The sequence below is a fragment of the Dietzia sp. UCD-THP genome (assembly GCF_000349585.1).
Lineage (GTDB): Bacteria > Actinomycetota > Actinomycetes > Mycobacteriales > Mycobacteriaceae > Dietzia > Dietzia natronolimnaea_A.
On record NZ_AOSR01000027.1, the window covers coordinates 12,208 to 38,192 of the forward strand.

At 70.7% G+C, this 25,985-nt stretch carries 23 protein-coding genes; 16 read left to right on the forward strand and 7 right to left on the reverse strand.

Translation table 11 applies throughout. The features are described 5' to 3' along the window. Positions 1–104 precede the first annotated feature (104 nt). From H483_RS23840 to H483_RS23865, 6 genes are all read left to right on the forward strand, one after another. On the forward strand, positions 105–557 hold the full coding sequence (locus H483_RS23840) for a DUF4307 domain-containing protein (protein WP_017835773.1): 453 nt from the start codon (positions 105–107) through the stop codon (positions 555–557). A gap of 122 nt (positions 558–679) precedes the next feature. Next, positions 680–1,177, forward strand: coding sequence for a transcription elongation factor GreA (greA, locus tag H483_RS23845; RefSeq protein ID WP_017835774.1), 498 nt, complete (start codon positions 680–682; stop codon positions 1,175–1,177). 90 nt (positions 1,178–1,267) lie between these two features. Continuing rightward, a complete protein-coding gene (locus tag H483_RS23850; protein WP_031264544.1) occupies positions 1,268–3,508 on the forward strand; it encodes an AAA family ATPase in 2,241 nt (746 codons plus the stop codon). Next, on the forward strand, positions 3,505–4,863 hold the full coding sequence (locus H483_RS23855) for an McrC family protein (protein WP_017835776.1): 1,359 nt from the start codon (positions 3,505–3,507) through the stop codon (positions 4,861–4,863). The genes H483_RS23850 and H483_RS23855 overlap by 4 nt, the downstream gene beginning before the upstream one ends. After that, a complete protein-coding gene (locus tag H483_RS23860) occupies positions 4,860–6,068 on the forward strand; it encodes an SGNH/GDSL hydrolase family protein (protein ID WP_017835777.1) in 1,209 nt (402 codons plus the stop codon). Before H483_RS23855 ends, H483_RS23860 begins: the two co-directional genes overlap by 4 nt. A 27-nt stretch (positions 6,069–6,095) precedes the next feature. Continuing rightward, positions 6,096–7,316, forward strand: coding sequence for an acetyl-CoA C-acetyltransferase (locus H483_RS23865; protein ID WP_017835778.1), 1,221 nt, complete (start codon positions 6,096–6,098; stop codon positions 7,314–7,316). 260 nt (positions 7,317–7,576) lie between these two features. Here the strand turns inward: H483_RS23865 and H483_RS23870 are convergent, their stop codons facing one another. Continuing rightward, positions 7,577–8,440, reverse strand: a complete 864-nt coding sequence (locus tag H483_RS23870) for a Bax inhibitor-1/YccA family protein (RefSeq protein WP_017835779.1) — start codon at positions 8,438–8,440, stop codon at positions 7,577–7,579. A 250-nt stretch (positions 8,441–8,690) separates the two neighbouring features. On the opposite strand from H483_RS23870, the gene H483_RS38380 reads away from it, so the two are divergent. Continuing rightward, positions 8,691–9,443, forward strand: coding sequence for a PadR family transcriptional regulator (locus H483_RS38380; protein WP_081615087.1), 753 nt, complete (start codon positions 8,691–8,693; stop codon positions 9,441–9,443). A gap of 81 nt (positions 9,444–9,524) precedes the next feature. Here H483_RS38380 and H483_RS23880 read toward each other — a convergent pair whose 3' ends face one another. The 4 genes from H483_RS23880 to H483_RS23895 form a co-directional block, all read right to left on the reverse strand. After that, positions 9,525–10,352 (reverse strand): hypothetical protein, encoded by an 828-nt coding sequence (locus tag H483_RS23880; protein ID WP_017835781.1) that lies wholly within the window; start codon positions 10,350–10,352, stop codon positions 9,525–9,527. Further along, positions 10,349–11,065, reverse strand: a complete 717-nt coding sequence (locus H483_RS23885) for an ABC transporter ATP-binding protein (protein WP_202959089.1) — start codon at positions 11,063–11,065, stop codon at positions 10,349–10,351. Before H483_RS23885 ends, H483_RS23880 begins: the two co-directional genes overlap by 4 nt. A 1-nt stretch (position 11,066) precedes the next feature. Next, complete coding sequence (locus H483_RS23890) at positions 11,067–11,462, reverse strand: GntR family transcriptional regulator (protein WP_017835783.1); 396 nt, start codon at positions 11,460–11,462, stop codon at positions 11,067–11,069. Between the two features lie 425 nt (positions 11,463–11,887). Continuing rightward, a complete protein-coding gene (locus H483_RS23895; protein WP_017835785.1) occupies positions 11,888–12,424 on the reverse strand; it encodes a hypothetical protein in 537 nt (178 codons plus the stop codon). 121 nt (positions 12,425–12,545) lie between these two features. On the opposite strand from H483_RS23895, the gene H483_RS23900 reads away from it, so the two are divergent. From H483_RS23900 to H483_RS23915, 4 genes are all read left to right on the forward strand, one after another. After that, on the forward strand, positions 12,546–13,904 hold the full coding sequence (locus H483_RS23900) for a flavin monoamine oxidase family protein (RefSeq protein ID WP_017835786.1): 1,359 nt from the start codon (positions 12,546–12,548) through the stop codon (positions 13,902–13,904). A 52-nt stretch (positions 13,905–13,956) separates the two neighbouring features. Beyond that, complete coding sequence (locus H483_RS23905; protein WP_042328953.1) at positions 13,957–14,976, forward strand: AraC family transcriptional regulator; 1,020 nt, start codon at positions 13,957–13,959, stop codon at positions 14,974–14,976. 97 nt (positions 14,977–15,073) lie between these two features. Continuing rightward, the gene (locus H483_RS23910; RefSeq protein WP_202959090.1) at positions 15,074–16,276 is read left to right on the forward strand and encodes a hypothetical protein; all 1,203 of its coding nucleotides are present in this window, start codon (positions 15,074–15,076) and stop codon (positions 16,274–16,276) included. Beyond that, the gene (locus tag H483_RS23915) at positions 16,273–17,160 is read left to right on the forward strand and encodes an SDR family oxidoreductase (protein WP_031264547.1); all 888 of its coding nucleotides are present in this window, start codon (positions 16,273–16,275) and stop codon (positions 17,158–17,160) included. The genes H483_RS23910 and H483_RS23915 overlap by 4 nt, the downstream gene beginning before the upstream one ends. A 360-nt stretch (positions 17,161–17,520) precedes the next feature. On the opposite strand, the gene H483_RS23920 is transcribed toward H483_RS23915, so the two are convergent. Together H483_RS23920 and H483_RS23925 are read right to left on the reverse strand one after the other, a co-directional pair. Beyond that, the gene (locus H483_RS23920; protein WP_017835790.1) at positions 17,521–18,729 is read right to left on the reverse strand and encodes a sterol desaturase family protein; all 1,209 of its coding nucleotides are present in this window, start codon (positions 18,727–18,729) and stop codon (positions 17,521–17,523) included. Between the two features lie 75 nt (positions 18,730–18,804). After that, complete coding sequence (locus H483_RS23925) at positions 18,805–20,358, reverse strand: MDR family MFS transporter (protein ID WP_017835791.1); 1,554 nt, start codon at positions 20,356–20,358, stop codon at positions 18,805–18,807. 173 nt (positions 20,359–20,531) lie between these two features. Between H483_RS23925 and H483_RS23930 the strand changes: the two genes are divergently transcribed. The 5 genes from H483_RS23930 to H483_RS23950 all read left to right on the forward strand — a co-directional run bounded on the left by H483_RS23930 (position 20,532) and on the right by H483_RS23950 (position 25,784). Further along, complete coding sequence (locus tag H483_RS23930) at positions 20,532–21,410, forward strand: AraC family transcriptional regulator (RefSeq protein WP_081615089.1); 879 nt, start codon at positions 20,532–20,534, stop codon at positions 21,408–21,410. A gap of 330 nt (positions 21,411–21,740) precedes the next feature. Then, positions 21,741–22,775 carry an iron-siderophore ABC transporter substrate-binding protein gene (locus H483_RS23935; RefSeq protein ID WP_017835793.1) on the forward strand — a complete coding sequence of 345 codons (1,035 nt, stop codon included), beginning with the start codon at positions 21,741–21,743 and terminating at the stop codon, positions 22,773–22,775. Positions 22,776–22,831: 56 nt separating this feature from the next. Continuing rightward, complete coding sequence (locus H483_RS23940) at positions 22,832–23,833, forward strand: iron ABC transporter permease (protein ID WP_042328962.1); 1,002 nt, start codon at positions 22,832–22,834, stop codon at positions 23,831–23,833. Continuing rightward, on the forward strand, positions 23,833–24,942 hold the full coding sequence (locus H483_RS23945) for an iron chelate uptake ABC transporter family permease subunit (protein WP_017835795.1): 1,110 nt from the start codon (positions 23,833–23,835) through the stop codon (positions 24,940–24,942). Before H483_RS23940 ends, H483_RS23945 begins: the two co-directional genes overlap by 1 nt. After that, on the forward strand, positions 24,939–25,784 hold the full coding sequence (locus H483_RS23950; protein ID WP_017835796.1) for an ABC transporter ATP-binding protein: 846 nt from the start codon (positions 24,939–24,941) through the stop codon (positions 25,782–25,784). The genes H483_RS23945 and H483_RS23950 overlap by 4 nt, the downstream gene beginning before the upstream one ends. The last annotated feature ends 201 nt before the right edge of the window (positions 25,785–25,985 follow it).

The following is a 25,985-nucleotide window of genomic DNA, read 5'->3' on the forward strand; positions in this document are numbered from 1 at the left end:
GCCGTTCTTCAGAGCTCGGGGATCGGATGACTCATTCTATGGACACACCGGGCACCGGTGCCCCCGGGGAGGCCCGTCCACCGCCCCCGGATACCCTGGGGACCATGAGTGAGGCGAGGTCGGACGTGGCGCCGCAGGCGGCGGGGACCCCGCCGGCCGGGCGGTACGACGACTCCGGATCCGGCGTGACGGGCAAAGTGGTCGCGGGATTCCTCGTCCTCCTGGTGGGCGCCCTCGTGGTGGCCGGCGCCGTCGCCGGCTACCGGCTCAGCTCCACCCCCACGATCTCCGCCGAGGTGATCGGCGTGACGGTCGTCGACGACTCCCGGACCGACGTGGTGATGACCGTCACCCGAGACGACCCCGGGACAGCCGCGTACTGCATCGTCCGCGCCCAGGACCAGACCAAGGGCGAGGTCGGCCGGCGGGAGGTCTACGTGCCCCCGTCCGCGAACAGCGCCATCCAGGTCGACATGTCCATCGCGACCTCCGCCCGCGCGTTCGTGGCCGACGCCTACGGCTGCGGCGACGACATCCCGGACTACCTGCGCAGGTAGGGCTTCTGCGGTCCCGCAGCAGGTCACCGCTGTGTTAGCATCGTCCTATCAGCACGGCTCCTTTCGCGGGGCCGTGTTTTTCGTACAGCAGCACACACACGAACAGATTGGAGTGCGCTCTCATGGCGAACGACACCCAGGGCTACTGGTTGACCCAGGATTCGTACGACCGCCTCATGGCCGAGAAGGAGGCGCTGATCGCCAACCGTCCGGTCATCGCCGCCGAGATCAACGAGCGACGCGAGGAGGGCGACCTCAAGGAGAACGCCGGGTACCACGCCGCCCGCGAGCAGCAGGGCCAGGAGGAGGCCAGGATCCGGCAGCTCGACGACCTGCTGGCCACCGCCCAGGTCGGTGAGACGCCCACCGAGACCGGCGTGGCCCTGGTGGGCTCCGTCGTCCGCGCGTACTACAACGGGGACGAGGACACCAAGGAGACGTTCCTCGTGGGCACCCGCGGTGAGGGCTCGGGCAAGGACGACCTCGAGATCTACTCCCCCGACTCCCCCCTGGGTCGCGCGATCCTGGGCGCGAAGGTCGGCGAGAGCCGCGAGTACACCACCCCCAACGGCAAGTCCGTCTCCGTGACGATCGTGACCGCGGAGCCGTACCAGAGCTGACCGGCCACGACGGGCCCGGTGGTAGGTTTTCCACGTCCATCGGGCCCGGGTCGACCAGCCCGATCCCGCGCCGGCGTAGCAGGAGTCCACGTGACAGACGGTTCCCATGACAGGCCTTTGGGCCCCGCACCGAAGATCGAGGCGGCGGCCGAGCAGGTCCTGGGACCGGCCCTGCGCACCGGGCAGTCACCGTTCGACGACGAGCTCTACACCTGGACCCCCGAGGTCGCCGAAGAGCTGGTCCGACGCCTCGACGGCGACGCCGAGGAGCACACCGGCGCGGACGCTGCGGGCTCCACTCGCTCCCCGGTCATGCAGGCGCTCCACGACCAGCTGGAGGGCGCCCCGCGGCCGGTGGTGCTCCTGGCGGCCGAGTTGCTCTACATCCAGCAGCTGCCCCTGTCCACGGTCACCGCGCGCCTCAAGCGGGGGCGGATCCGGGACGTCCTGTCCTGGGTGGACGACGCGCCGAAGATCCCCGACGCGCTCGACGAGGCGCTCGGCGAGAAGGGCCCGCTGACCGGCGGACTCGGGTTCAACGTCCAGATGCGCGAACACCTGCGGTGGTTGTGCACGTTCATCGTCCACTGGGCCGAGTTGGAGTCGGCCGAGCGGGACGCGGCGCTCACGGACCCGTGGGAGTTCCAGCGCGCCGCCCGCTCGACGCCCGGTGATTGGCGGGCCATCCGCTACAGCCTGCAGTACCTGGCCTGGCCCGGCTACTTCCAGCCGGTCGTCAAGCACGAGCACAAGACCCGGATCCGCGACGCCTTCGCCGAACTGATCGGCGGCCCGTCCGGCATCGACGAGCTGGACATCGACCAGGACCTGCACCGCATCGCCGAAACCCTCTCCGCCCAGCTCGGCCAGCCCGTCGACTGGTACCGAGGCGCGATCGCCAACCAGTGGCAGCGCCACCGCGACGACCACTCCCGCCGCGCGTGGCTGGTCCGGCCCGGTCGCGGCGGGGTCGGTCAGGCCGGGCAGTGGGTCGCGCAGAACCGGATCGCGCTGCCCGCCTCGCACCTGCCGCGCATCCCCGCGCACGCCAGCCGACTCGAGGTGTCCCAGGCCGTCGAGCAGGGCTATCCGCACCTCGACTACCAGGCGCGGTTCCAGCTCACCGCGGAACTGCACACCTTCCTGTCGAGGATGAGCCCGCAGGACGTGGTGGCCACGGTCGCCGACGCCAAGCTGCACCTGGGCACCCTCACCGACGACCTCGGATACGTGGAGGACGGCGGCCAGCAGCTCGAGCGCTCGGTGCGCTGGCACTCGGTCACGCTCGACCTGGACACCCTCCCCAGCCCGCTCTCGGAGCTGATCGGCGAGCCCGGCACGGTCGTGGATCTCACCGACGGTCTCGACGCGCTTCTCGCGGCCATGCACCCCGGCCGGCACTCCGCCGAGTCCCAGGTGGCAGAGGCCCCGGGCGCCGGAACCGTGCCCACCCTCCCCGACATCACCGACGAGCTCGCCGACAGCCTGCACATGCCGCGCAGGGAACTGCAGGAGATCGTCGACACCCTGCAGGAGCGGCAGCAGATCGTCTTCTACGGGCCCCCCGGCACCGGCAAGACCTACCTGGCGCAGGAGCTCGCCCGCTTCCTCGCCGGCGCCGACGACCCGAGCCGAGTGCAGCTCGTCCAGTTCCACCCCAGCTACGCCTACGAGGACTTCTTCGAGGGCTACCGGCCCACCCTGACCGAGTCGGGCCAGCCCGGTTTCGCCCTGCAGGCCGGGCCGCTGCGCCGCCAGGCCGCGCGCGCCACGTCGGACTCCGGCCGGGAGCATCCGAGCTTCCTCATCATCGACGAGATGAACCGGGCCGACCTGGCCCGCGTCTTCGGCGAGATGTACTTCCTGCTCGAGTACCGCGACCGCACGGTCCTGCCGCAGTACAGCCCCGACACCTCGTTCCGGCTGCCGCGCAACCTGTTCATCATCGGCACCATGAACACCGCCGACCGGTCGATCGCCATGGTCGACGCGGCCATCCGCCGGCGGTTCGCGTTCATGGAACTCCACCCCGACACCCCGCCCGTCGCGGGGGTGCTGCGGCGGCACCTCGAGGCCCGCGGCGAGACCACCGAGCCCGCCGACCTGCTGGAGGCGCTCAACTCGGAGATCGACGACTCGGACCGCGACCTGCGCATCGGGCCGTCGTACTTCATGAAGGACCGGGCCACCGAACCCGGCGGGCTCGAGGCGATCTGGCGGTACGACCTGCTCCCACTGCTCGAGGAGCACTACTACGGGCGCCTGTCGCGAGCCGAGGTCCACGAGCGCTTCGGGCTCGCGACACTGCGTCGGAAGATCGGCCGGGCGTGAACTCCCCCTCGGCGGGCTCCGCGGCGTCGGAGACCATCGAGTTCGACGAGTTCGACAGACGCGGCCGGCTCGTCACCCTGAGCTGGGAGGGCGCCCAGCACCTGTCCCAGACCCGGCTGGTCGAGGTATTGCCCGCCGGCCGCGACACCTGGCGGCTGATCCCGTGCGGCAGCGTCGGCTCGGTCCGCGTCGAAGGGCTGGCCGTCAGAGTCCTCCCGGCGGCCAACCTCGGCCTGACGCAGTTGTTCTTCCTGCTCGACCACGCGGCCGAGTCGGCGTTCCTCCCGTCCGCCGTCCAGGCGAGGGACGACGACGAGCTGTGGGTCTCCGTGGCCGAATCCATGGCCGCGTTGGCGCACGAGGCCCTGTCGTCCGGGCTGCTGCGCGGGTACCGCAGGGTCGACGAGGCACTGACCACCGTGCGCGGGCGGATCCGCCTGGGCGACCAGATCCGACGCCACCCGGGCATGACCATCCCCCTCGAGGTCACCTACTCGGAGTTCACCCCGGACATCGCCGAGAACCGCATCCTGCGCACCGCCGCGCACCGTCTGCAGTTCCTGCCCGACCTCCCGGACGCCACCCGGCGACGGTTGGCGATGGTGGACGCGCGGCTCGCGGACGCCACGCTCATCGGCCAGGGCGCCCCTGTGCCCGCCTGGACGCGGACCCGTCTCAACGCCCGGTTCCAGAACGCGCTCGCGCTGGCCGACCGGATCGTGCGACGCATCTCGGTCGAGGTGGAGGACGGCCACGCGGCGTCGGCCGCGTTCGTCACCGAGATGCCCGCGCTGTTCGAGCGCTTCGTCGAAGCCGAGCTGACCGCGGCCCTCGACGGCTGTGGGGGCCGGGTGCTGCACAACCCGGTGGTCCACCTCGACTCCGGGATCGAGGAGAGCGCAGTGGAGGACGCCGCCGCAGACGAGGGCGGATCCGGGGAGGACTCCGCCGCTGGCGGCGGTCGTCACAGCGCGCCCGCCCCTGAGGGCGATCACATCTCCGTCCCCACCGGGCTCGTGTACGAGGTCGACGGCCGCCCCGTCACCACGTTCGCCCCCATGTATCCCACCGACCGCCGGGCCCGCGCCGCCGAGCACTACCGCCTGCTCGCTGCCTGCACCGCACTCGGGGTGGACCGGGCATTCCTGGTCTATCCGGCCCAACGCCGCAACGACGCACCGCAGCCGCGGCGGATCGTGCACACCGACATCTCGATCGTCGAGTATCCCGTCGACCTCTCGATGGGGCCCGACGAGGCACGCAGGACTATCGTCGAACTGTCAGAGGAGGCCCGCGAGCTCGCGGCGCCCGGCCCCGCACGCCACGGCACCGGAGGGAGACGCCACGCCAGATGACTGACGCAGATGATCCGGTACGCAAGATCGTCGTCAACCTCGCCCTGGTGGCCGTGGGTTCGGTCGGCGCCTACCGTGGCGCGTACGAGCTCCTGGCCCAGCAGGCCAGGACCGCCCGGCGGGTGATCCCCAAACCCACCTCCCGGCCCTTCGACGGCGACGGCCTCTACCGGCCCGGGGCCGTCACCGCCGAGCCGTGGCGGCCCGGCATGACGTGCGACGTCCACATGGTGATCTTCGGCGACTCGCTCGCCGCCGGCCTGGGCGCGGACTCCCCCGGCGAGCTTCCCGGCGTGCTCCTCGCTCGCGGCCTGGCGGAGGAGGCCGGGTGGAACGTGCGGTTGAGCATCAAGGCGATCGTCGGCGCCACCTCCAAGGGGCTCGCGGGCCAGGTCGAGGCCATGCAGATCGCGCACGGCGATCCCGACATCTCGGTGATCCTCATCGGCGGCAACGACGTCACCGCACGCAATGCGATCGGCCCCTCGGCGCGACGGGTGGGCGAGGCCGTCGAGGCGCTGCGCGAGGGTGGTTCGCACGTGGTGGTGGGCACCTGTCCTGACCTCGGGACCATCAAGCCCGTCCCCCAGCCGCTGCGATCGGTCATGGCCACCCTCAGTCGACGCCTGGCCGCGGCCCAGGCAGTCCAGGTCCGCCGGGCGGGCGGGGTGCCCGTCTCGCTGGCCGAGGCCCTGGCCCCGGAGTTCCACAAACGCGGGGAGAGCCTCTTCTCACCCGACCGCTTCCACCCCAACTCCGCCGGATACGAACTCGCCGCCGGACTGCTGCTGCCCGCCGTGTGCGTGGCGCTCGGGGTGTGGGACGAGGTGCCGGAGGAGCAGGTGCCCCACGACGCCGCCGAGGCCGCCGAGTCGCTCGAGGCCGCGGAGAGCGCCGCCGAGAGCGCCGCCGACGATGCGGAGACCGCCGCCGCGCCGGACGCACCCGACTCGGACGACACGCAGCGCGAGTCGGTCGTGGCCAGGTTGACCAAGCGCCTGACCGACTTCGTCCGGACCCACGAGGACGCGGACGACGCCGACGAGAACACGTACCTGCATAATGAGGACGTGGACGGCGACCCAGAGAGCACTGGCGATGCCCGCGAGGCTGCGGACACCCTCCGCCGCCGGAGCCGGATCCTGCGGCTGGCCCGCCTCCCGCGGGACCAGTCGGACTCCGGCCACCCGATCGACCACACCTAGCACTCAACTGCAACGAAGGAGCTTTCCATGCCGGAAGCCGTGATCGTCTCGTACGCCCGCTCCCCCATCGGGCGCGCCAACAAGGGGTCCCTCGTGGGCATCCGCTCCGATGACCTCACCGCCCAGATGGTCAAGGCCGCGCTGGACAAGGTCCCGTCGCTCGATCCCACCCAGATCGACGACCTCATGCTGGGCTGTGGCCTGCCGGGCGGCGAGCAGGGCTTCAACATGGGTCGCGTCGTCTCCGTGCTCGCCGGCCTGGACACCGTCCCCGGTACCACGGTCAACCGCTACTGCTCCTCCTCGCTGCAGACCACCCGCATGGCGCTGCACGCGATCAAGGCCGGCGAGGGCGACGTGTTCATCTCCGCCGGTGTGGAGACCGTGACCAACTTCGCCAAGGGCACCTCCGACCACTGGCCGGACACCCACAACCCGATCTTCGCCGACGCCGAGGCCCTCACCGGCACCCGCGCCGAGGGCGGCGCCCCCACCTGGACCGATCCGCGTGAGAACAACGCCCTGCCGGACGTCTACATCCCCATGGGCCAGACGGCGGAGAACGTCGCGCAGATCACCGGCATCACCCGCGAGGAGCAGGACCACTGGGGCGTGCGGTCGCAGAACCGCGCGGTCGCCGCCGTCGAGAACGGCCACTTCGCCAATGAGATCACCCCGGTCACCATGCCCGACGGGACCGTGGTCTCGACCGACGACGGCCCGCGGCCCGGCACCACCTACGAGAAGATCTCGCAGCTCAAGCCGGTCTTCCGGCCCGACGGCACCATCGCCGCCGGAAACTGCTGCCCGCTCAACGACGGCGCCGCCGCGCTCGTCATCATGAGCGACACCAAGGCCAAGGAGCTCGGCCTCACCCCGCTCGCGCGCGTGGTGTCCACCGGCGTCTCGGGCCTGTCCCCCGAGATCATGGGTCTCGGTCCGGTCGAGGCCGTCAAGAACGCGCTGCGGATCGCCGGCAAGTCGATCTCCGACATCGACCTGTTCGAGATCAACGAGGCGTTCGCCGTCCAGGTGCTCGGCTCCGCCCGCGAGCTCGGCATCGACGAGGACAAGCTCAACATCAACGGTGGCGCGATCGCGCTGGGCCACCCGTTCGGCATGACCGGCGCCCGCATCACCGCCTCGCTCATCAACAACCTGCAGGCGGCGGACAAGCAGTTCGGCGTGGAGACCATGTGCGTCGGCGGCGGCCAGGGTATGGCGATGGTGCTCGAGCGCCTCAGCTGATCCCGGCCCGCGCGGCCTAATCTGGCCCAGCCCGGTCCGACCAGGCCCGGCGCCCCGCCGCCCGCGACCCGGCGCCCGGCGTCGAGAAGAGCGTTCCGCACACGTTTCCCGAGAGGATGTGTGCGGAACGCTCTTCTCGTTGTGTGGGCCCCGCCCGCGTCGTCTGGTGGGGCCGGCTCGCGCCTGCTCACCCCCGAAATGCCGGCGGCCCCGGCTCCCCTGTCGGGGGCCGGGGCCGCGGGCGCTACCGCTCGCGCTGATCAGTCGCGGAAGTAGCTCATCAGGCGCAGGATCTCGATGTACAGCCAGACCAGGGTGACGGTCAGGCCGAGCGCGACGCCCCACGCCATCTTGTTGGGGGCGCCCGCGCGCACGAGGCGGTCGGCGTTGTCGAAGTCGAGCAGGAAGCTGAACGCGGCGAGGCCGATGCACAGGAGGCAGAAGGCGATCGCGATCGGGCCGCCGTTGTACAGCGGGTTCGAGCCGCCGGTGAAGAAGCTGAGCAGGATGCTGCCGAGCGCCGCGAACAGCACGCCCACGATGGCGGCGGTGAGGAAGCGCGTGAACTTGGGGGTCACGCGGACGGCGCCGGTCTTGTAGACGAACAGCATGCCCACGAACACACCGATGGTGCCGAGGATCGCGGCGCCGACTGCACCGAGGACGCCACCACCCTGGATGTCGGCGGTGAACAGGTACGTCGCCGCGCCGACGAACAGGCCCTCGAGCGCGCCGTAGGTCAGCGTGATCGGCGCGGAGTCCATCTTCCGGCCGAAGGTGGCGATGAGCACCACGACGAGGCCACCGATGCCGCCGACGAGCAGCAGCGGGAAGAGCAGACCGGGGTTGACGCTGATCATGTAGAACGCGATCACGCCCACGATGCTGAGCAGTCCCAGCGTCATGGCGGTCTTGGTGACGACGTCGTCGATCGTCATGGGCCGCGTGTCCGCCTCGAACTGCGGATGGGCCTGGGGGGCACCGTACCCGGCCTGGGCACCGAAGCCCTGCTGGCCGTACTGGCCTTGCTGGAAGGTGGCACGGCCCGCGCCACCGAGCTGGGTGGCGCCACGCGCGCTGTCCTGGGACAGAGAGCTGAAGACCGGATTGCTACTGCTGCGCATCGAGGTCCCTTCGGATTGTCGGGGAAGGTCGTGTAGCGAGAGTCCCCGCCGGGTCACCGACGAATCACTCGTACTGGGTCAACGCGTGGGCACACCTGAGTGTTCCCCGCATTGATTCTTATCTTGCCTGACAGGTGGACCGCTCCACGCAACCGGCACTTAGCGATATGTCGTTGACATTCTTACGCCTGTCGCGGATACTTCTAGACAGACGGGAGCCGACCAGGCGCCCAGATCGGAAGGAGTCGCGATGAACATCGACGACACATACGGGCCGGGCGACTTCGGCCCATCGGCAACACCGGGCGGGGGCGGACATCCCCGGCAAGGCCGCCGCCCCGGCCGTCAGCACGGACACCACAGGGGCCGTCGTCACGAACACGGTGGCGGCGCGGCGCCGTTCGGCCCGGGAGGGCCCGGCACGCCGTTCGGGCCCGGTGGCCCGTTCGGGCCGGGCGGACCGTTCGGGCCCGGCGGACCCTTCGGCCCGGGAGGGGCCTTCGGCACGTTCGATGACGGTCCCGGGATGCGGCGCGGCCACCAGCGGCGACGACGGCGAGGTGACGTCCGGCACGGCGTGCTCCTGCTCCTGGCAGAGGGGCCACAGAACGGATACGGGATCATCCGCGAACTGGCCGAGCGAAGCGGGGGCACCTGGCGTCCCAGTTCGGGCGCGGTCTACCCGGCGCTCTCGCTGTTGGAGGACGAGGGTCTCATCGGTCCCGCTGACGACGCCGGGCCCAAGCACTACCAGCTCACCGACGCCGGGCGGGCGGAGGTCGACCAGCTCGCAGATCGCCCGGCCCCGTGGGTCGACGCCACCGAGGAGGCCACGTCCCGACTGGGCGGCGACGCCGACCTCTGGAAGGCCTTCGGGGAGGCCGCCATGGCCGTGCGGGCGGTCGTCCAGACCGGAGACCCGGCCGCCGGCGAGGCGGCCACCCGCGAACTGGTCGGCTTGCGCAAACGCCTCTACGGGCTCCTGGCTGAGGCCGGGGACTGACGCGGGTGGCGGGCCCCGGGCGTCTGTGCCCGGGGCCCGACCCGTATCAGGCCCCCGATCCTTATCAGACCCCCACCCCTGTCAGACCAGGGCGACCTTGTGATTCCACGAGCGCGCGGTGCGCCACAGGCAGTACGCCACCAGCACTGCCGACGCGGCCACAAAGCCGACGGGCATGACGTCGTTCCGCGCGGCCGCACCCGCGGCCACCTCGCCGAGAATGTCGAAGCGCACGAACTCGAGCGAACCGCCGGCGTCCATCGCGACACCGAACGGCAGCGCGATCATCGCCAGTAGCGACAGCACCTGGGTGGCCAGGTAGACCACGACGAACACCACGACCGGCCCGCCGGCTCCCAGCGCTGCCAGGCGCCGCTCGTGCCCCACCGAGACAGCGAAGTAGTAGTAGACGGGCCAGATCAGGAACGAGGAGAGGCCAGCGATCAGTCCGGCGGCGATCATCCACGGCGGCGCGGCCGTGGTCACCGCGGCCCAGGTGTCGGACAGGAGAGAGAGCGACGGCGAGGTGAGCCCTGAATGCAGGGCCGCCGCCCACCATGCCACCAGCGCGAGCCCGGCGGTGAGGACGAGCGCGGCCAGCGAGGCGATGATCGCCCACACCAGCCTGACCCAGAAGATCGCCGACCCGCGGACGGGGATCGAGTGCGTGAAGTACCCGGTGCGGCCGTATCCGGTACGCCAGTAGTCGGCGGCGAGGGTCAGCTGGACGGCCGGGACCGCCACGACCGCGGCCAACACCCCCAGGGCCATCCCGAGCTGGGAGAGAAGGGGCCACCCGGCGGACCCGAGCAGGCTGCCCAGGACCCCGATCAGGGCGATCATGCCGAGAGCTGTCCCGAGCGCCCCGCGAGTGCGCAGCCACTCGTGCTTGAGCAGTGTCGTCGTCATCGGTAGGTCTCCTTGAAGATCTGATCGAGGCTGGCGGAGTGCCGGCCGCGGAGGTCGTCGGCGTCGCCCTGGAGCAGGACGCGGCCGTGCCGCATCATCACCGCGGCGTCGAGGATGGGCTCCAGGTCGTGCACCAGGTGCGTGGATATCAGGAGCAGGGAGTCCTCGGAGAGGTTGCGGAGGATCCCGTCGAGGATCAGCTGCCGCGCGGCCGGGTCGACGCCCGAGATGGGCTCGTCCAGCAGGAACACCTTCGCATCGCGGGACATGGCCAGCGCGATCTGGACCTTCTCGCGCATGCCCTTGCTCATCTCCTTGAGCCGGGCGGATTCGCTCAGACCGAAGAACCCGATCAGGTCCCGGGCCTTCTCGGTGCGGAAATCGGAGAAGAAGTCGGCGTAGAGCTCGAGGCAGTAGCTCACCCGGGCGGAGTCCGGGAGGAAGCTGGTGTCGGGCAGAAAGGAGACGATCGCCTTGGACTCGGGGCCGGGCGCGTGGCCGTCGATCCGCACGCTGCCGGAGTACTCCGAGAGCACGCCGGCGAGGATCTTGAGCAGGGTGGTCTTACCGCAGCCGTTCTCGCCGAGCAGTCCCACGATCTGGCCCGGAGCCAGGCCCAGGTCGAGCGCGTCCAACGCGGTGGTGGAGCCGTAACTCATGGTCAGCCCCGCGGTCTCGACGAGTGTAGTAGCGGCGTTCTCGACGATGCTCACGTCAGACACCTCCGTCGTGCGCATGGGCAGTGGTGTGGTCATGGTCGTCCCATCTCTTGTCCAGTAGTTCTCGAGCCTTGTCCTGCGTCATCCCCAGTCCGCGGACCCGGCGGATGAACTCGTGGGCGGCACCGGAGGCCAGGTCGTCGCGGACCTCGTCGATGCGGGCGTCGTCGGAGGTGACGTAGCGCCCGCTGGCCCGTTCGGACCGGCACAGCTCGAGCCGTTCCAACTCGGCCAGTGCCCGCTGTGCGGTGTTGGGGTTGACGCCCAGGTCGGACGCCAGTTCGCGGACCCCGGGCATCCTCGCGCCCGCCGCCCACTCCCCGATCACGATGCGTCGCGAAAACTCCTCGACGAGCTGCACCCAGATCGGAGATGAGGTGTCGAACTGCATCGCGCCCCCATCCGTGTTGCTGTATTAGGTGCTTAATACAGTGACACTCGTCAACAGGAGAGTCAAGGCACGACCGGTCGCGCGCCCGTTGTGGATACCCCTAGGGGTATGTATCCTCAATCTCGAGGTCCAGGCGATCCGACCGTTCGCCTCGAAACCTCGTGATGACCCCGCGGCCACTCGCGCCGCACCCTGTGACCACTAGGAGTACGACCATGTGCCGACCGGCCACCTGTAAGACCTGTGGAAAGACGACGTGGGCCGGGTGCGGCATGCACGTCGACCAGGTGATGTCCCGCGTTCCCGCGGCCCAGCGGTGTCCCGGGCACGCCCAGGCTCCCAGGGAGGGGTTCGTGGCGAAGCTGTTCGGGAGGTGACCGGTCGGCCGGTACGGCCGGCCCCGATGACCGAACGGTGACGCCGGCTCAGTGCGTCAACGCGACCTTCACCGCCACGACGGTCGCGGCGACGACCGTGAGTGCGGCAGCACTGAGGAGCCACGTCCGGCTGGGTCGCTCGCCGTTGAGTCGGCCGATCACAAAGACGACACCGCCGATCCGCACCAGGACGGTGATCTCCGCGAGCAGGATCGCGGTGCCGTGCTCGAGTACCCCGATCCAGCCGACCGCGAGGATGAGCGACGGCAGGACCGCCGAGCTCAGGATCGGCACCGAGTTCCGCAGTTCGGCGCGCCTCTCGGCGCGGCTCAGCGGTTCGCCCTCACGCACACCGTGGCCCACCGCCTCGGCGAAGACGTGCGCGATGAACGTCGACAGCGCGGTGCCCAGCACGATCGCGATCCCCACGTACTTCTCGGTGTGGACGATCGGCACGAGCGCCGCGAGCACCAGGATGTTGCCGTAGATGTAGGCGCTGATCCGGCTGGCCGCGTCGCCACGATCGAGCGGCTGGCCCCGGGAGAGCCACGAGTTGCGCGGCAGGGAACGCCAGTCCGTGTCCATGCCGACAAGGGTGGCAGTCGGTGGGAGTCCGTCGCATCGAGTTCGCCGTCCTGCCCCGGGCCACCGGGCGCGCGGAATACTGTGGGCGTGCCCGGGATTCGAGGGCGTGGAGAGGCTCGGTATGGACTCAGCGGTAGACGTGGTGGTCGTGGGTGCGGGGATCGCCGGCCTGGTCACCGCGCGTGAGCTGACCCGGGTGGGCCACGACGTGGTGGTACTGGAGGCCCGGGACCGTGTGGGCGGCAGGCTGCTGGGCGCCACGCTCGCCGGAGGGCAGTCCATCGAGGTCGGGGGGCAGTGGGTCGGCCCCACCCAGCACCACGTCCTCGCGCTGATCCGCGAGCTGGGACTGCAGACCTTCCCCACCCACGTCGAGGGTCGGAACATCGCCGAACTCGGCGGTACCAGGGCGGAGTACACTGGCCGGATCCCCAGGTTCGACCCCGTCACCCTGGCCGATATCGCCCAGACCCAGTGGCGGCTCGACCGGATGGCCGCCCGCATCCCGCTCGCCGAGCCGTGGACCGCGCCCGGCGCCGAGCGCCTTGACTCGCAGACGTTCGACACCTGGCTCCGACGCACCGCCCGCACCCCGAGGGCCCGCGGGTTCTATCGGCTTCTCACCGAGGCCGTGTTCTCGACCGGTCCCGAGGACCTGTCCGCGCTGTGGGCGGCGTTCTACATCGGCTCGGCCGGCGGTCTCGACGCGATGATCGACACCGCCGGTGGAGCGCAGCAGGACCGCGTGGTGGGCGGGGCGCAGACGATCGCGATCGAGATGGCGCGCCGGCTCGGTGACCGCGTGGTACTGGACAGCCCGGTCACCGCGGTCGAGTGGGACGCCGGTTCCGTCCGCGTGCGAACCGGCCACCACACCGTGAGCGCGCGCCACGTGGTCATCGCGGTGCCGCCGCCGCTCGCGTCGAGGATCCGCTACTCCCCCGGCCTGCCGGGCGACCGCGACCAGCTGGTCCAGCGGTTGCCCATGGGGCGGGTGATCAAGGTCAACGTGGCCTACTCCGAGCCCTTCTGGCGCGCCGACGGGTGGAGCGGTCAGGCGAACAGCGACACCCGCGCGCTGGGCACCGTCTTCGACAACACCCCCTACAGCTCGAAGGGCGGCGGTCCCGGGGTGCTGGTCGGGTTCCTCGAGGGCCGACACGCGGACCGTTGCTCGCGCATGATGCCCGCCGACCGTCGGGCGCAGGTGCTGGAGGATCTCGCCGGGTACTTCGGCCCCCGGGCCCGCAATCCCGTTGACTACATCGAGCGCGACTGGGCCGAGGAGGAGTACAGCCGCGGGTGCTACGGCGCGTTCGCCGCGCCCGGGACCCTGACCCGCTTCGGCCCCCACCTGCGCCGCGCGGTCGGCCCGATCCACTGGGCGGGCACGGAGACCGCCACCCGCTGGGCCGGGTACATGGACGGGGCCGTCGAATCGGGCCGTCGGGTGGCCGGGGAGATCGGTGTGCCCGGGTGAACAGCCCGGAGCCCGTGGTCGCCTCGCAGAACGGCAGCACCCGGGTGTCGGCGTGCAGCCGCTGATCCGCACCGCCAGCCTCCGCGGCTTCGCCCCGCTGGTCAGCGAACTCGGCGGGGATCCCGAACAGCTGCTCCACCGGTACGGCATCTCGACCGAGGCCCTCGCCGGCGACGACGGGCTCATCTCTATCACCGCGCACGACCAGATGCTCGACGCCGCCGCTGCCGAGCTCGAGTGCCCGGATCTCGGGCTGCGGCTGGCCGACCGACAGGACATCTCCATCCTCGGCCCGGTGGCCCGGGCGGTCCGCCCCAGCGCCACCGCCACCGAGGCGCTCGAGTGCGCGGCGCGTTTCCTCTTCGTCCACAGCCCCGCGCTGACGATCGGCGTCGACGACGACCCGTGGAATCGGCGCGGAGTGATCGCCCTGACCTACCGCAAGCAGCTGTCCGAGTCTCCGTACTCCCCTCAGGCCATCGAACTGGGACTCGGCCTGTTCCACCGGATGGCGGTGCAGTTGCTCGGGCGCAGTCCCGGTCTCCGATCCGTCGAGTTGACCCACGGGCCGCTCTCGCCCGTGGACCGCTACCTGGACTTCTTCGGCGCCGACGTCAAGTTCGACCGCCCCGTGGCCGCGCTGTGCGTCGAGCGCAGGATTCTGGACGCCTCGTTCGCCACCGCCGACGAGGAGATCCGACTGGCCGCCCTCGATCACCTGGCGGGCACCTACTCGGACCCCGCCCACTCGATGGCCGGCCGGGTGCGCCGGGCTGTGGTCGAGCGCCTTCCCGGGCGGGTCCCGCCCCTCGCCGAGGTGGCGGCCTCGCTCGCGATCCACCCGCGGACCCTGCAGCGTCACCTCGTCGTCGAACACACCACCTACGGCCAGGTCGTCGACGAACTGCGGCGGGACCGGTCACACCGGTTCATCACGACCTCCGACCTGTCCTTCACGCAGATCGCCGACCTGGTCGGTTTCTCCGAACAGTCCACGCTCAGCCACGCCGTGCGTCGGTGGTTCGGCGTCCCACCCGGCGAGCTCAGGCGCCGGTCGAGAGTGTCGCGCTGACACAAGTGTGGCGGCGCCGGGCACCGGATCCTGGAAGTACCCGTCAGAGGCATGGCGCCGGGAGATCCACGGCGCCCGGAGGAGTACAGGAGTGGTGATGCTGCGCGAACACGAGTGGGGCGACCGAGACCTGGGAGACCATGACCTCCGGGACCGGGCGCCGCAAAAACAGTCCTCCGATCAGATGCTCGAGCAGATCGGCGCGCGCTCGATCCCCGAGTTCGACGGCGTCCACGACGTGTGGCCCCGGGGTGAGCGCCTGCGGGCCGTGCGTGCGGCGGCCGCCGAGTACAAGACGCGGTTCGTGCAGCAGGGGCAGGTGCGGGCCGTGCAGTCCGTGGACGTGGCGGCGGCGCCGTACCCGGTCAAATACGCGTTCAACAACGCGGTCTCGGTCCCCAGCCTGCCGCTGATCACCATGATCAACCGGATGATCGTGGTGCAGTACGACGACTGGGACGGCCGCCCCCGCACCCTGGTGTTCGAGCCGACCGTCCCCGCCGGATCCGCCGAGGCACCCTTCTACGACAACCTCCAGGCGCTCGTCGACAAGATCCCCGGTGGCAACCTCGCCGTCAAGCTGATCCTCAAGTACTTCAACGAGCCGGACCAGGCGCTCGCCAAGGTCGGGCTCACGCCCCAGGACGTGGACTTCCTCACCTTCGACCACCTACACGTGCAGGACCCCCGCATGATCCTCGGCTCGACCGAGGTGATCCCCGGGGACACCGCGCCCCGCGCGCCGCTGTTCGGCGACGCCAAGCTGCTGGTCCACCGGCGCGAACTGGCCACCCTCGAGGACCTGCATCCCATGCAGTGGGCCTGGTACGTCGCCGGCGGGCTCGGCGGGGTCGACCGGTCCCGGTTCGCGGTGTTCGACGGAGACATCGAGCTCGGCCCCGGCATCGCCCTGATGTGGACCCCCGGACACACCGACGGCAATCACTCGCTGGTCGTCAACACCCCCGACGGCGTGTGGGTGTCCTCGGAGAACGGCATCTCGCTGGACAACTGGCAGCCGGAACTGTCCCGGATCCCGGGCGTGCGGCGGTACCACGAGAAGTTCGGTCGGGAGATCTGCCCCAACGCCAACACCCTCGAGGACTCCCTGGACCAGTACGACTCCATGATCAAGGAGAAGACCATGGCGGACGCCTGCCCCGGCGACCCGCGCTGGCTGCAGATCCTGCCCTCCACCGAGCTCGTGTCGTGGAAGCGCTTCTGGCCCGTCGTGCCCACGTACTGCCACGGCGGCATCTCCTACGGCCGGATCCGCTCCGGACTGGGAAGCGAGAAGTGACGACGACGAGGTCGCGCAGCGCCCTCGTGACCGGGGCCGGTCGCGGGTTGGGCAGGGAGATCGCCGAGATGCTCGCCGATCGCGGATACCGGGTGATGGTCACCGACGTCGATGCGGACACCGCCGCCGCGGCCGCCGCCGCCATCGGGGAGAACGCCAGCTGGGCGGCTGTCGATGTCCGCGATCACTCGCAGGTCGAGAAGGCCCGGGATGCGCTCGTCGAACAGACGGGGGGCGTGGACGTGTGGGTCAACAACGCCGGGGTGCTCCTCACGGGTCCGGCGTGGGAGCAGAGCGAGGAGCAGCGGCGACTGCTCATGGAGGTCAACACCCTCGGGGCGATCAACGGCACCGTTGCCGCGATCGACGCGATGCGGGGCCGGGGTTCCCGCAGCGGTTCCGGCGGCGGGCGCAGCGGCGGCCAGATCATCACGATCGCCTCGCTCGCCGGGATCTCCGCCGTGCCGGGTGAGGCCGTCTACGCCGCCTCTAAGCACGCCGTCATGGGGTTCAGCACCAGCACCGCCATCGACCTGCGGCTCGAGGGGATCCACGACATCGCGATCTCCTGCATCTGCCCGGACGGGATCTGGACCCCGATGCTCTACGACAAACTCAACGACCCGCAGGCCGCCCTGTCCTTCTCCGGGTCACTGCTCCAGCCCGGCGACGTGGTGCGCGCCGTGGGCAGGGTGCTGGACTCCCCCCGCCTGGTGAGGTCCGTGCCGGCGTGGCGCGGAGGACTTGCGCACCTGGGGGCGAGCTTTCCGCGACTGGCCGTGGCGGGCCTGCCCCTCATGGCGGCCCTGGGACGCCGGGCGCAGCGCCGACTCCTGGCGAACCCAGAGCGTCAGGACCCCGCGCCGAACCGGGCTGCGAGGTAGGGAATGAGCCCCATGCACTCGGGTGTCAGCGCCAGACAGGACGCCTCACCAGGACCAGGGCCGAAGAGATAGCGCAGCGGATTCTCGATCGAGCCGATGGGAAACACGATGTCGCTCCTTTATGAACTCGAGTGCGGTGCCTTACTTGCGAAATCGGACCTTACCGGGCACCCGTTACCGCTCGGGACCGTACGCGGCCCGGGGCGATACGGCTCACCATCAGAAAGTGGTCCGGTTGCGGGGGCGTTGGGGGAACACCAACGATCGAAGAACTCTTCCCTCAGGCGCCTCCCGCGGGATCACACTCTCTGACCTGCGGTGCCCTGAACGGCCCGCGCAGGGCACCCCAGGTCAGCGACACTACGCCCGTCGCGCCCCCGCCCATCCCGGCCCGCGCACCAGGTACCCGACCCGGTCCGTCCACGTCTCGGAGCGGAACACGTCTCGGGCGATCGCGATCCACTCGTGCGAGGCGATCCGCGCCGGGTTGAACGTGTCGATGTTGGTGGTCAGCCCGTAGACGACCTTCTGCCCCTCGGGCTCGAAGGTGCCGAAGAGGCGGTCCCACAGGATGAGGATGCTGCCGTGATTCCGGTCCAGGTACTCGCGATTGCTGCCGTGGTGCACTCGGTGGTGAGCGGGCGAGTTGAAGACCCGCTCGAACGGCCCGATGGACCGGATCACCGCGGTGTGGATCCAGAACTGGTAGATCAGGTTGATCGCGCGCGCGTCCTGCACCAGCGCCGGCCGCACGCCCAGCAGCGAGAGCAGCCCGTAGGGCACATAGATCGTCAACGCCTCGGCCACCGGCTGGCGCAGGGCGGTGGAGAGGTTGTAGCGCTCGCTGGAGTGATGCACCACGTGCATTGCCCACAACCAGCGGCTCTCGTGGTCGAAGCGGTGGTTCCAGTAGTAGATGAAGTCCCACCCCAGGATCGCCACCGCGTAGGCGAGCGGTCCCGTGCCGAGGTCGAGCGGGGAGAACCGGAAGAGCTTGGATCCGGCCGTCTCCGCGCTCCACAACGTCGAGACCGTGACGACCGCCGAGGCCAGCGCCGTAACCGCCGACCCGCCGGTGATGCGTCGTAGCGCGGGCGGCACCTGGACAGCCTCACTCGTGGGCACCTGCACTCTTCCCACGGCGGGCACGTGCGCGGACCCCGCGACGGGCGACGGGTGAGAGACGGGGAACTCGTCGTCGTCGTTGCCCGGTCTCGCGCCCACACCCGACGCCACCCGCGACGGCACCGCGCCCGCCTCGAGCAACCCCGTGGTCCGGGTGCGCCGCCACACGTCCCCGGCCGTGGCCACCGCCGCGGCCGCGAGCGACAGACCCATCAGCGCCTTGGCGTACCGGCCGGTCCGGGGGGTGACCGGGGCGAGCAGCCTGCCCGCGACGTACGGGGCCACGAGGCTGCCCACGCCCATCGAGAGGCTGGCCATGGTGTCGGCGAACTCGTAGTCGCCGGCCCGCTCCCCCTCCGCCGGATTGCGGGACTGCCACGCGTACTCGGCCGCCATCGCCGCGATGAAACCGGGGATCGCCAGGACCGTCAGATCGATCTTCACGTCGCTAAGGATATGACGTGGGTCACTCCTAGGCGAGACCGGGATGGCGCTGCCGCCGAGGAGGCGCCCCGCCTGCTACGGCGAGACGGACTCCTCGGCGTCGGCCGCTACCGCCGGCCCCTCGGTCTGCGCGGTGTTGCGGACGAACCACGCGCCCACCACGGTGATGAGCGAGATGATCGCACCCACCACCAGCGCGTTGTGGACGCCGGTCATCTGCGCGGCCACGTCGCCCTGTCCGGACTCGGCGCCGGCCACGATGCCCAGCGTCATGACGGTGATGAACAGCGCCGTGCCGGCCGCGGCGGCGACCTGCTGGAGCGTGTTGAGCAGCGCGGAGCCGTGCGGGTAGAGATGCGGCGGCAGGGATCCCAGCGCCGAGGTGAGCAGCGGCGAGAACAGCAGCGCCAGGCCCACGCTGAGGATCATGTGCCACACCACGACGGTCGCCAGCGACGACTCGGCGGAGAAGAACAGGTACATGCCCCACAGGCCGGCGGCCGCCAGAATCGAGCCCGGGATGATCAGCGGGCGCGGACCGATGCGGTCGAAGAGCCTGCCGACGAACCAGCCGAGCACACCCATGAGCAGACCGCCGGGCAGCAGCGCGAGGCCGGACTCGAGGGTGGTGGTCCCCAGGATCTGCTGCATGTACAGCGGAAGCAGGATGAGGGTGCCGAACAGCGCCATCATGGACAGCAGCATGAGCGTGAGGCTGACGGTGAAGGTGCGGTACGTGAAGGCGCGCACGTCGAGGAGCGCGTAGTCCTTGAGCGAGAGCTGCCGCCAGACGAACACCGCCAGTGCGGCCACGCCCACGAGCACGGGCACCCACGGGGACACCAGTGCGTTGTCGTTGGCGGCTTCGCCGAAGGAACTCAAACCGAAGATCAGGCCAGCGAAGCCGACCGCCGAGAGGATGCCGGAGAGGATGTCGAGCGGGATCGGGCGGGTGGCGGTGACGTTGCGGATGAGCGCGGCGCCGGCCACCAATGCGAGGAGGCCGATGGGCAGGACGAACCAGAACATCCAGCGCCAGCTCAGCACGTCGAGCACCAGACCACCGACAGTGGGGCCGATGGCCGGGGCCACGGCGATCACGATGGAGATCACGCCCATGGTGCGGCCGCGACGGTCCGCGGGCACCACATTGAGCACGGTGGTCATGAGCAGCGGGATCATGATCGCGGTGCCCACGGCCTGCACCACCCGGCCGGCGACCAGGACCACGAACACCGGGGCCAGCGACGCCAGGAGGGTGCCGAGGGTGAAGGTCGTCATGGCGATGATGAACACCGTCCGCAGCGGCAGCCGCATGAGCATCCACCCGGTGAACGGGATGACCACAGCCATGGTGAGCATGAACGCGGTGGTGAGCCACTGCGCGGTGGCCGCGGCGACGGCGAACTCCCCCATCAGCTCGGGGATCGCGACCGACATGATGGTCTCGTTGAGGATCACCACGAACGCCGCGGCCACGAGCAGCGCGATCAGCCGCGTGGTGGCGGCGGGCAGCGGCGGCGAGCCCAATGCCGGGCCGGGCTGGGTGGGGCCGGGCTGGGTGGGGTCGGGCTGGGTGGGATCGGGATGGGCGGTAGACGATGCAGCAGAGGATGACTCAGTGGTCACGGGAATCCTTAGACATTACGGGTCGAGACAAAAGGTAAACCCGGCGAGGCGTCAGCGCCTGCACGGGAACTCCCGCACTGTACGCCAGTATCCCCGACAGACTTGCTGATGTGACCACCATTACGGGGCGGTCGGATCAGCGGTCCGGCGAGCCGGTGGGGCAGAATCGATTCATGACCGGGACCAGCACCGCGCGACGGGGCGACGTGGAGACGCGCACCCTGCCGATCTACGCGGCGGGCGACGCGGTGATGCCGTTCGCTATCACCGGCATGGACGAGCTGGTGGCCCGCGACATCGAATGGGAGCCGCACTCCCACCCCACCCACGAACTGCTGTGGAACAGGTCGGGGGCGTCCACCGTCACCATCGGGGCGCGCACGTGGTCCATCACCCCCTCTGTCGGGCTGTGGATCCCGGCGGGCGTGCTCCACTCCGCGGCCACCCCGGCGGGCACCTGGTACCGGACCGCGCACGTCGACGTCCGCACCGACTCGCCGCTGCCGACCGAGCCCGTCGCGGTGGAGGTGACCCCGCTGCTCACCCTGCTGCTCGAGCGCCTGGTCGACCAGACCCTGGCGGCCCGGTCGCGGGAGCTCACCGAGCAGATGGTGTTCGACCTCCTCGAACCCTCACCCCACGCGCTGCTGGTGCAGCGGCCGGACTCCGAGCTGCTGCGCCCGATCGTCACGGCCCTCGAGTCCCACCCCGGTGACGACCGGTCGCTCACCGAGTGGGCGGCGCGGCTCGGGGTGAGCGAACGGACCATGACCCGGGCGTTCCGGGCCGAGACGGGACTGAGCTTCGGCGCGTGGCAGGCGGCTTTCCGCGCCCAGCACGCATCGGTCCTGTTGGGCAGTGGCGTACCGGTCGACGAGGTGGCCGAGCGCGTGGGCTACCGCTCGGCGAGTGCGTTCGGGGCGGCCTTCCGGCGGACCACCGGGCTCACCCCGGGGCAATTCCGCCCGGCCACCCTCTCCGCCCCCGGCCACGCCACCCTCTCCGCCCTCGCCTCGGGCCACACTCGGTTGGCGGACCAATCCCCTCAGTAGGCGGACAGGATTCGCGAGAGGAATGGGCTACAGCGCGCGATATGTCCGCCAGACGGGTCCGCATGTCCGCCAAGCGGCTGGGTCCGCATGTCCGCCAAGCGGCAGGGAGCGCAGCACCGGTAGGCACCCGGGCCGGAGAGGCCCCGGCGACCGCGAGCCTGTCCGATCCGCGATATCCCGCGTCCTGATCGAGCGATTGCGCCGCACCGTCGTGCGGTCGTAAGGTCTTAGGCCAGCCTCACCTAATGGTCAGCCGCGTCGGACACGTCGACGCGGCGCCCGGGTGAGTCCTGCCCTGTTCATCTTCTCCAGAATGAGAGAGCCGCCCTGATGCGTTCTCGCGGTGTTGTCCCCTTCCTGATCGCCACCACGGCCGCCCTCGTGCTGTCCGCGTGTGGTTCGACCGCCGACTCCGACGAGTCGACGGGCGCGGCCGCGTCCGGCGGGTCCGGGTCGTTCCCCGTGGTGATCGAGCACGCGCTCGGCACCACGACCATCGAGGAGGCGCCCGAGCGGGTGGCCACCGTCGCGTGGGCCAACCACGAGGTGCCGCTCGCCCTGGGAGTCGTCCCGGTGGGGATGGCCGCGGCGACCTTCGGTGACGACGACGGCAACGGCATGCTCCCGTGGGTGGAGGAGCGACTCGAGGAGCTCGACGCGGAGCCCCCCGTGCTGTTCGACGAGACCGACGGGATCGACTTCGAGGCCGTCGCGGACACCGAGCCGGACGTCATCCTGGCGGCCTACTCCGGGTTGACGCAGGAGGACTACGACACCCTGAGCGAGATCGCCCCCGTCGTGGCCTACCCCGAGGAGGCGTGGGCCACCTCGTGGCGCGACACCATCCGCTTCAACTCCATGGGTATGGGCATGGAGGCCGAGGGCGACGCGCTGGTCGAGGAGCTCGACGCCGAGATCGCCGAGGCCACGGCCGCGCACCCGGAGCTCGAGGGCACGCGGACCATGTTCCTCACCCACCTCGACCCGACCGACCTGAGCACGGTGAACTTCTACACCGCCGCCGACACCCGGGCCGCGTTCTTCGAGGACCTGGGCCTGGCCACGCCGGCCGCCGTCACCGAGGCCTCGGCGAGCGGCAAGTACTCCGGCAGCATCAGCGCCGAGCAACTGGACCAGTTCGACGATGTCGAGCTGATCGTCACCTACGGCGACCAGAGCCTCGTCGACACGCTGAAGTCCGATCCGCTGCTCTCGCAGATGCCGGCGGTCAAGAACGACGCGATCGTGTTCCTCGACGGCAGCGGCCCGATGGGCACCGCCGCCAACCCCACCCCGCTGGCCATCTCGTGGGTGCTCGACGACTACGTGGCGCAGCTGGCGGAGGCCGTCGGCACCCGCGAGTGAGTCCCCACACCACCGCCCCGTCCGCGCCGGGTGCCGCCACGTCCGCAGTCAGGACGCTGCGGCGCCCGGCGCGGGTCCGGGTGGCGTGGCTCCTGGTGACGATCGCGGTCCTCGTCGTCGTCATCGTCGCCTCGGTGTCCATCGGCTCCCGCACGGTCTCCCTCGATGAGATCCTCGCCGCCCTGGGCGGCTCCGCCGACGGCCTCGGTGAGGCGTCGGTGGTCAAGCGCATCTCCCGCACCATCATGGCGATGCTCGTCGGCGCCGCGCTCGGACTGGCCGGCGCGGTGATGCAGGGCGTGACGCGCAACCCGCTCGCGGACCCGAGCATCCTGGGCGTGACCATGGGCGCCTCGCTGGCCGTCGTGGTGGGGATCGCGTACTTCGGGCTGTGGACCTACACCGGGTACATCTGGGCCGCGATCATCGGCGCCGGGATCGCTGCGGTGTTCGTCTACGCGGTCGGGTCCCTCGGCCGCGACGGGGCCACGCCGCTCAAGCTCGTCCTGGCCGGCGCGGCCACCTCGGCGGCGGCCACGTCGTTCATCAGCGCGGTGGTGCTGCCGCGCGGGGACATCGCCGGCGGGGTGCGCTCGTGGCAGGTCGGCGGCGTGGGCGGGGCCAGCTCCGAGGCCATCGAGCAGGTCCTGCCGTTCCTCGTGGTGGGCGCGCTGATCTGCTTCCTCGCCGCCCGTCCGCTCAACTCGCTGGCCCTGGGCGACGACCTGGCCGCCGGACTCGGCGAACGCGTGGTCCTGACCAGGGCCGTCGGCGCGCTCGGCTCGGTCCTGCTGTGTGGCGCCGCGACCGCCGTGGCCGGGCCCATCGCCTTCGTGGGACTCATCGTCCCCCACACCTGCCGCCTGCTCGTGGGCGTGGACCACCGCTGGCTGCTGCCGTTCTCCGCGCTCGTCGGGGCCATCCTCGTCACCGCCTCCGACGTCCTCGGCCGCGTGGTGGCCCGGCCGGCGGAGATCGACGTCGGGATCATCACCGCACTCCTGGGCGCCCCGATATTCATCGCGATCGTCCGCCGCCAGAAGATCCGGGAGGTGTGATGACGACGACGAGCACCGCTGCGACCTCGGACTCTCCGGCCACGGGCTCCCTGACCACCGGCGCTTTGACCACCGCCCGCCCGGCGTCCGTCGAGCTGATCGCCCGCGGTCGCCGCACCCGCAGGCGTCGGCGGCTGCTCGTCATGGCCGCGCTCGCCCTGGTCGCCGCGGCACTGTTCGCCGCCAGCCTCATGGTGGGCAGGACGTTCTATCCCCCGGCCGACGTGCTGGGAGTGATCCTGGGCCACGACGTGGCCGGGGCCTCGTTCACCGTCGGGCGGCTGCGCCTGCCCCGCGCGGTGCTGGCGGTGCTCACCGGCGTCTGCTTCGGCATCGGCGGCGTGACCTTCCAGACCATGCTGCGTAACCCGCTGGCCTCCCCGGACATCATCGGCATCAGCTCCGGCGCCAGCGCGGCGGCGGCGTTCGCGATCGTGGTGCTGGGCCTGGGCGGCGCGCAGGTCTCGGTGTTCGCGATCGTCACCGGCATCGCCGTGGCCCTGGCCATCTATCTACTGGCCTACCGCGGCGGGGTGGTGGGCACGCGGCTCGTGCTGATCGGGATCGGCACCGCCGCCATGCTCAACGCGGCCACCAACTACATCCTCAAGACAGCGCCGCAGTGGGAACTGCAGGAGGCCATGCGCTGGATCACCGGCAGCCTCAACGGTGCCTCGTGGTCCCAGGTACAGCCCGTGCTGGTGGCGTGCCTGGTGTTCGCCCCGGTGCTGCTGCTCAAGTCCCGCGACCTGTCCATGCTTCGGCTGGGCGACGACACCGCCTCCGCCCTCGGGGTGCGCACCGAACTCACCCGGATCATGCTGATCGTGGCCGCCGTCGGCCTCATCGCCTTCGCCACCGCGGCCGCCGGACCCATCGCCTTCGTGGCGTTCCTGTCCGGGCCCATCGCCGCGCGACTCGTGGGTCCGCACGGCTCGCCGCTCGTGCCGGCGGCGCTGGTCGGCGTGATCCTCGTGCTCGGCGCGGACCTGGTGGGCCAGTACGCTTTCGGCTCCCGCTACCCGGTGGGCGTGATCACCGGGGTGCTCGGCGCGCCGTACCTCATCTACCTGATCGCCCGCACCAACCGCACCGGAGGCTCACTGTGACCACCGACCACACCCTCCACGCGACCGGCCTCGACCTGGGCTACCGCGACCGCACCGTCATCCACGACCTGGACCTGCAGGTCCCGCCGGGCCGGATCACCGCGATCGTCGGGGCCAACGCGTGCGGCAAGTCCACGCTGCTGCGGTCGATGTCCCGGCTGCTCAAGCCCCGCGGCGGTCAGGTGCTCCTGGACGGCGAACAGGTGCACCACATCCCCGCCAAGAAGCTCGCCCGCACGCTCGGACTACTCCCCCAGTCCCCGCTCGCGCCGGAGGGGATCACCGTCTCCGACCTGGTGGGCCGCGGGCGCAACCCCCATCAGGGGATGCTCTCGAGGTGGAGCAGGGACGACGACGAGGCCGTGGCCGCAGCACTCGAGGCCACCGGCACCCTCGAACTGGCCGACCGGGCCGTGGACGAGTTGTCCGGCGGTCAGCGCCAGCGCGTCTGGATTGCCATGGCCCTGGCCCAGCACACCGACCTGCTGCTGCTCGACGAGCCCACCACGTTCCTCGACGTGGCGCACCAGGTGGAGGTGCTGGACCTGCTGGTGGACCTCAACCGCGACCGCGGCACGACCATCGTCATGGTCCTGCACGACCTCAACCTGGCCGCCCGCTACGCCGATCACCTCGTGGCGCTGGCCGACGGGCGCGTGCACTGCGCGGGCGCTCCCCAGGAGGTGTTCACCACCGAGATGGTGAGCGCGGTCTTCGGGCTCGATTCCGTGGTGATCCCCGACCCCACCTCCGGCCGGCCGCTCATGTTGCCGCTGGGGCGACACGGGGTTCGCGGTGAGCACGGGGTGATGAGCGGGCAGGGCACGATCGGCCACGCATGAGCGCGGGCCTGCGCGCCCGCTTCGGCTTCCGCGCCCGCTTTGCACGCCCCAACCGCGGGGGTTGCGCGCCCGCTTCGGCTCACGCGCCCTCTCTGCACGCCCTCACCCCACTCGCGCGCCCGGAATGGTCCATTCCGGACACGCAAGTCTGGGAGCACGCCGCCGGGGCGTACAGCCCAGGAGTCGGGCGGACGGCCCGGG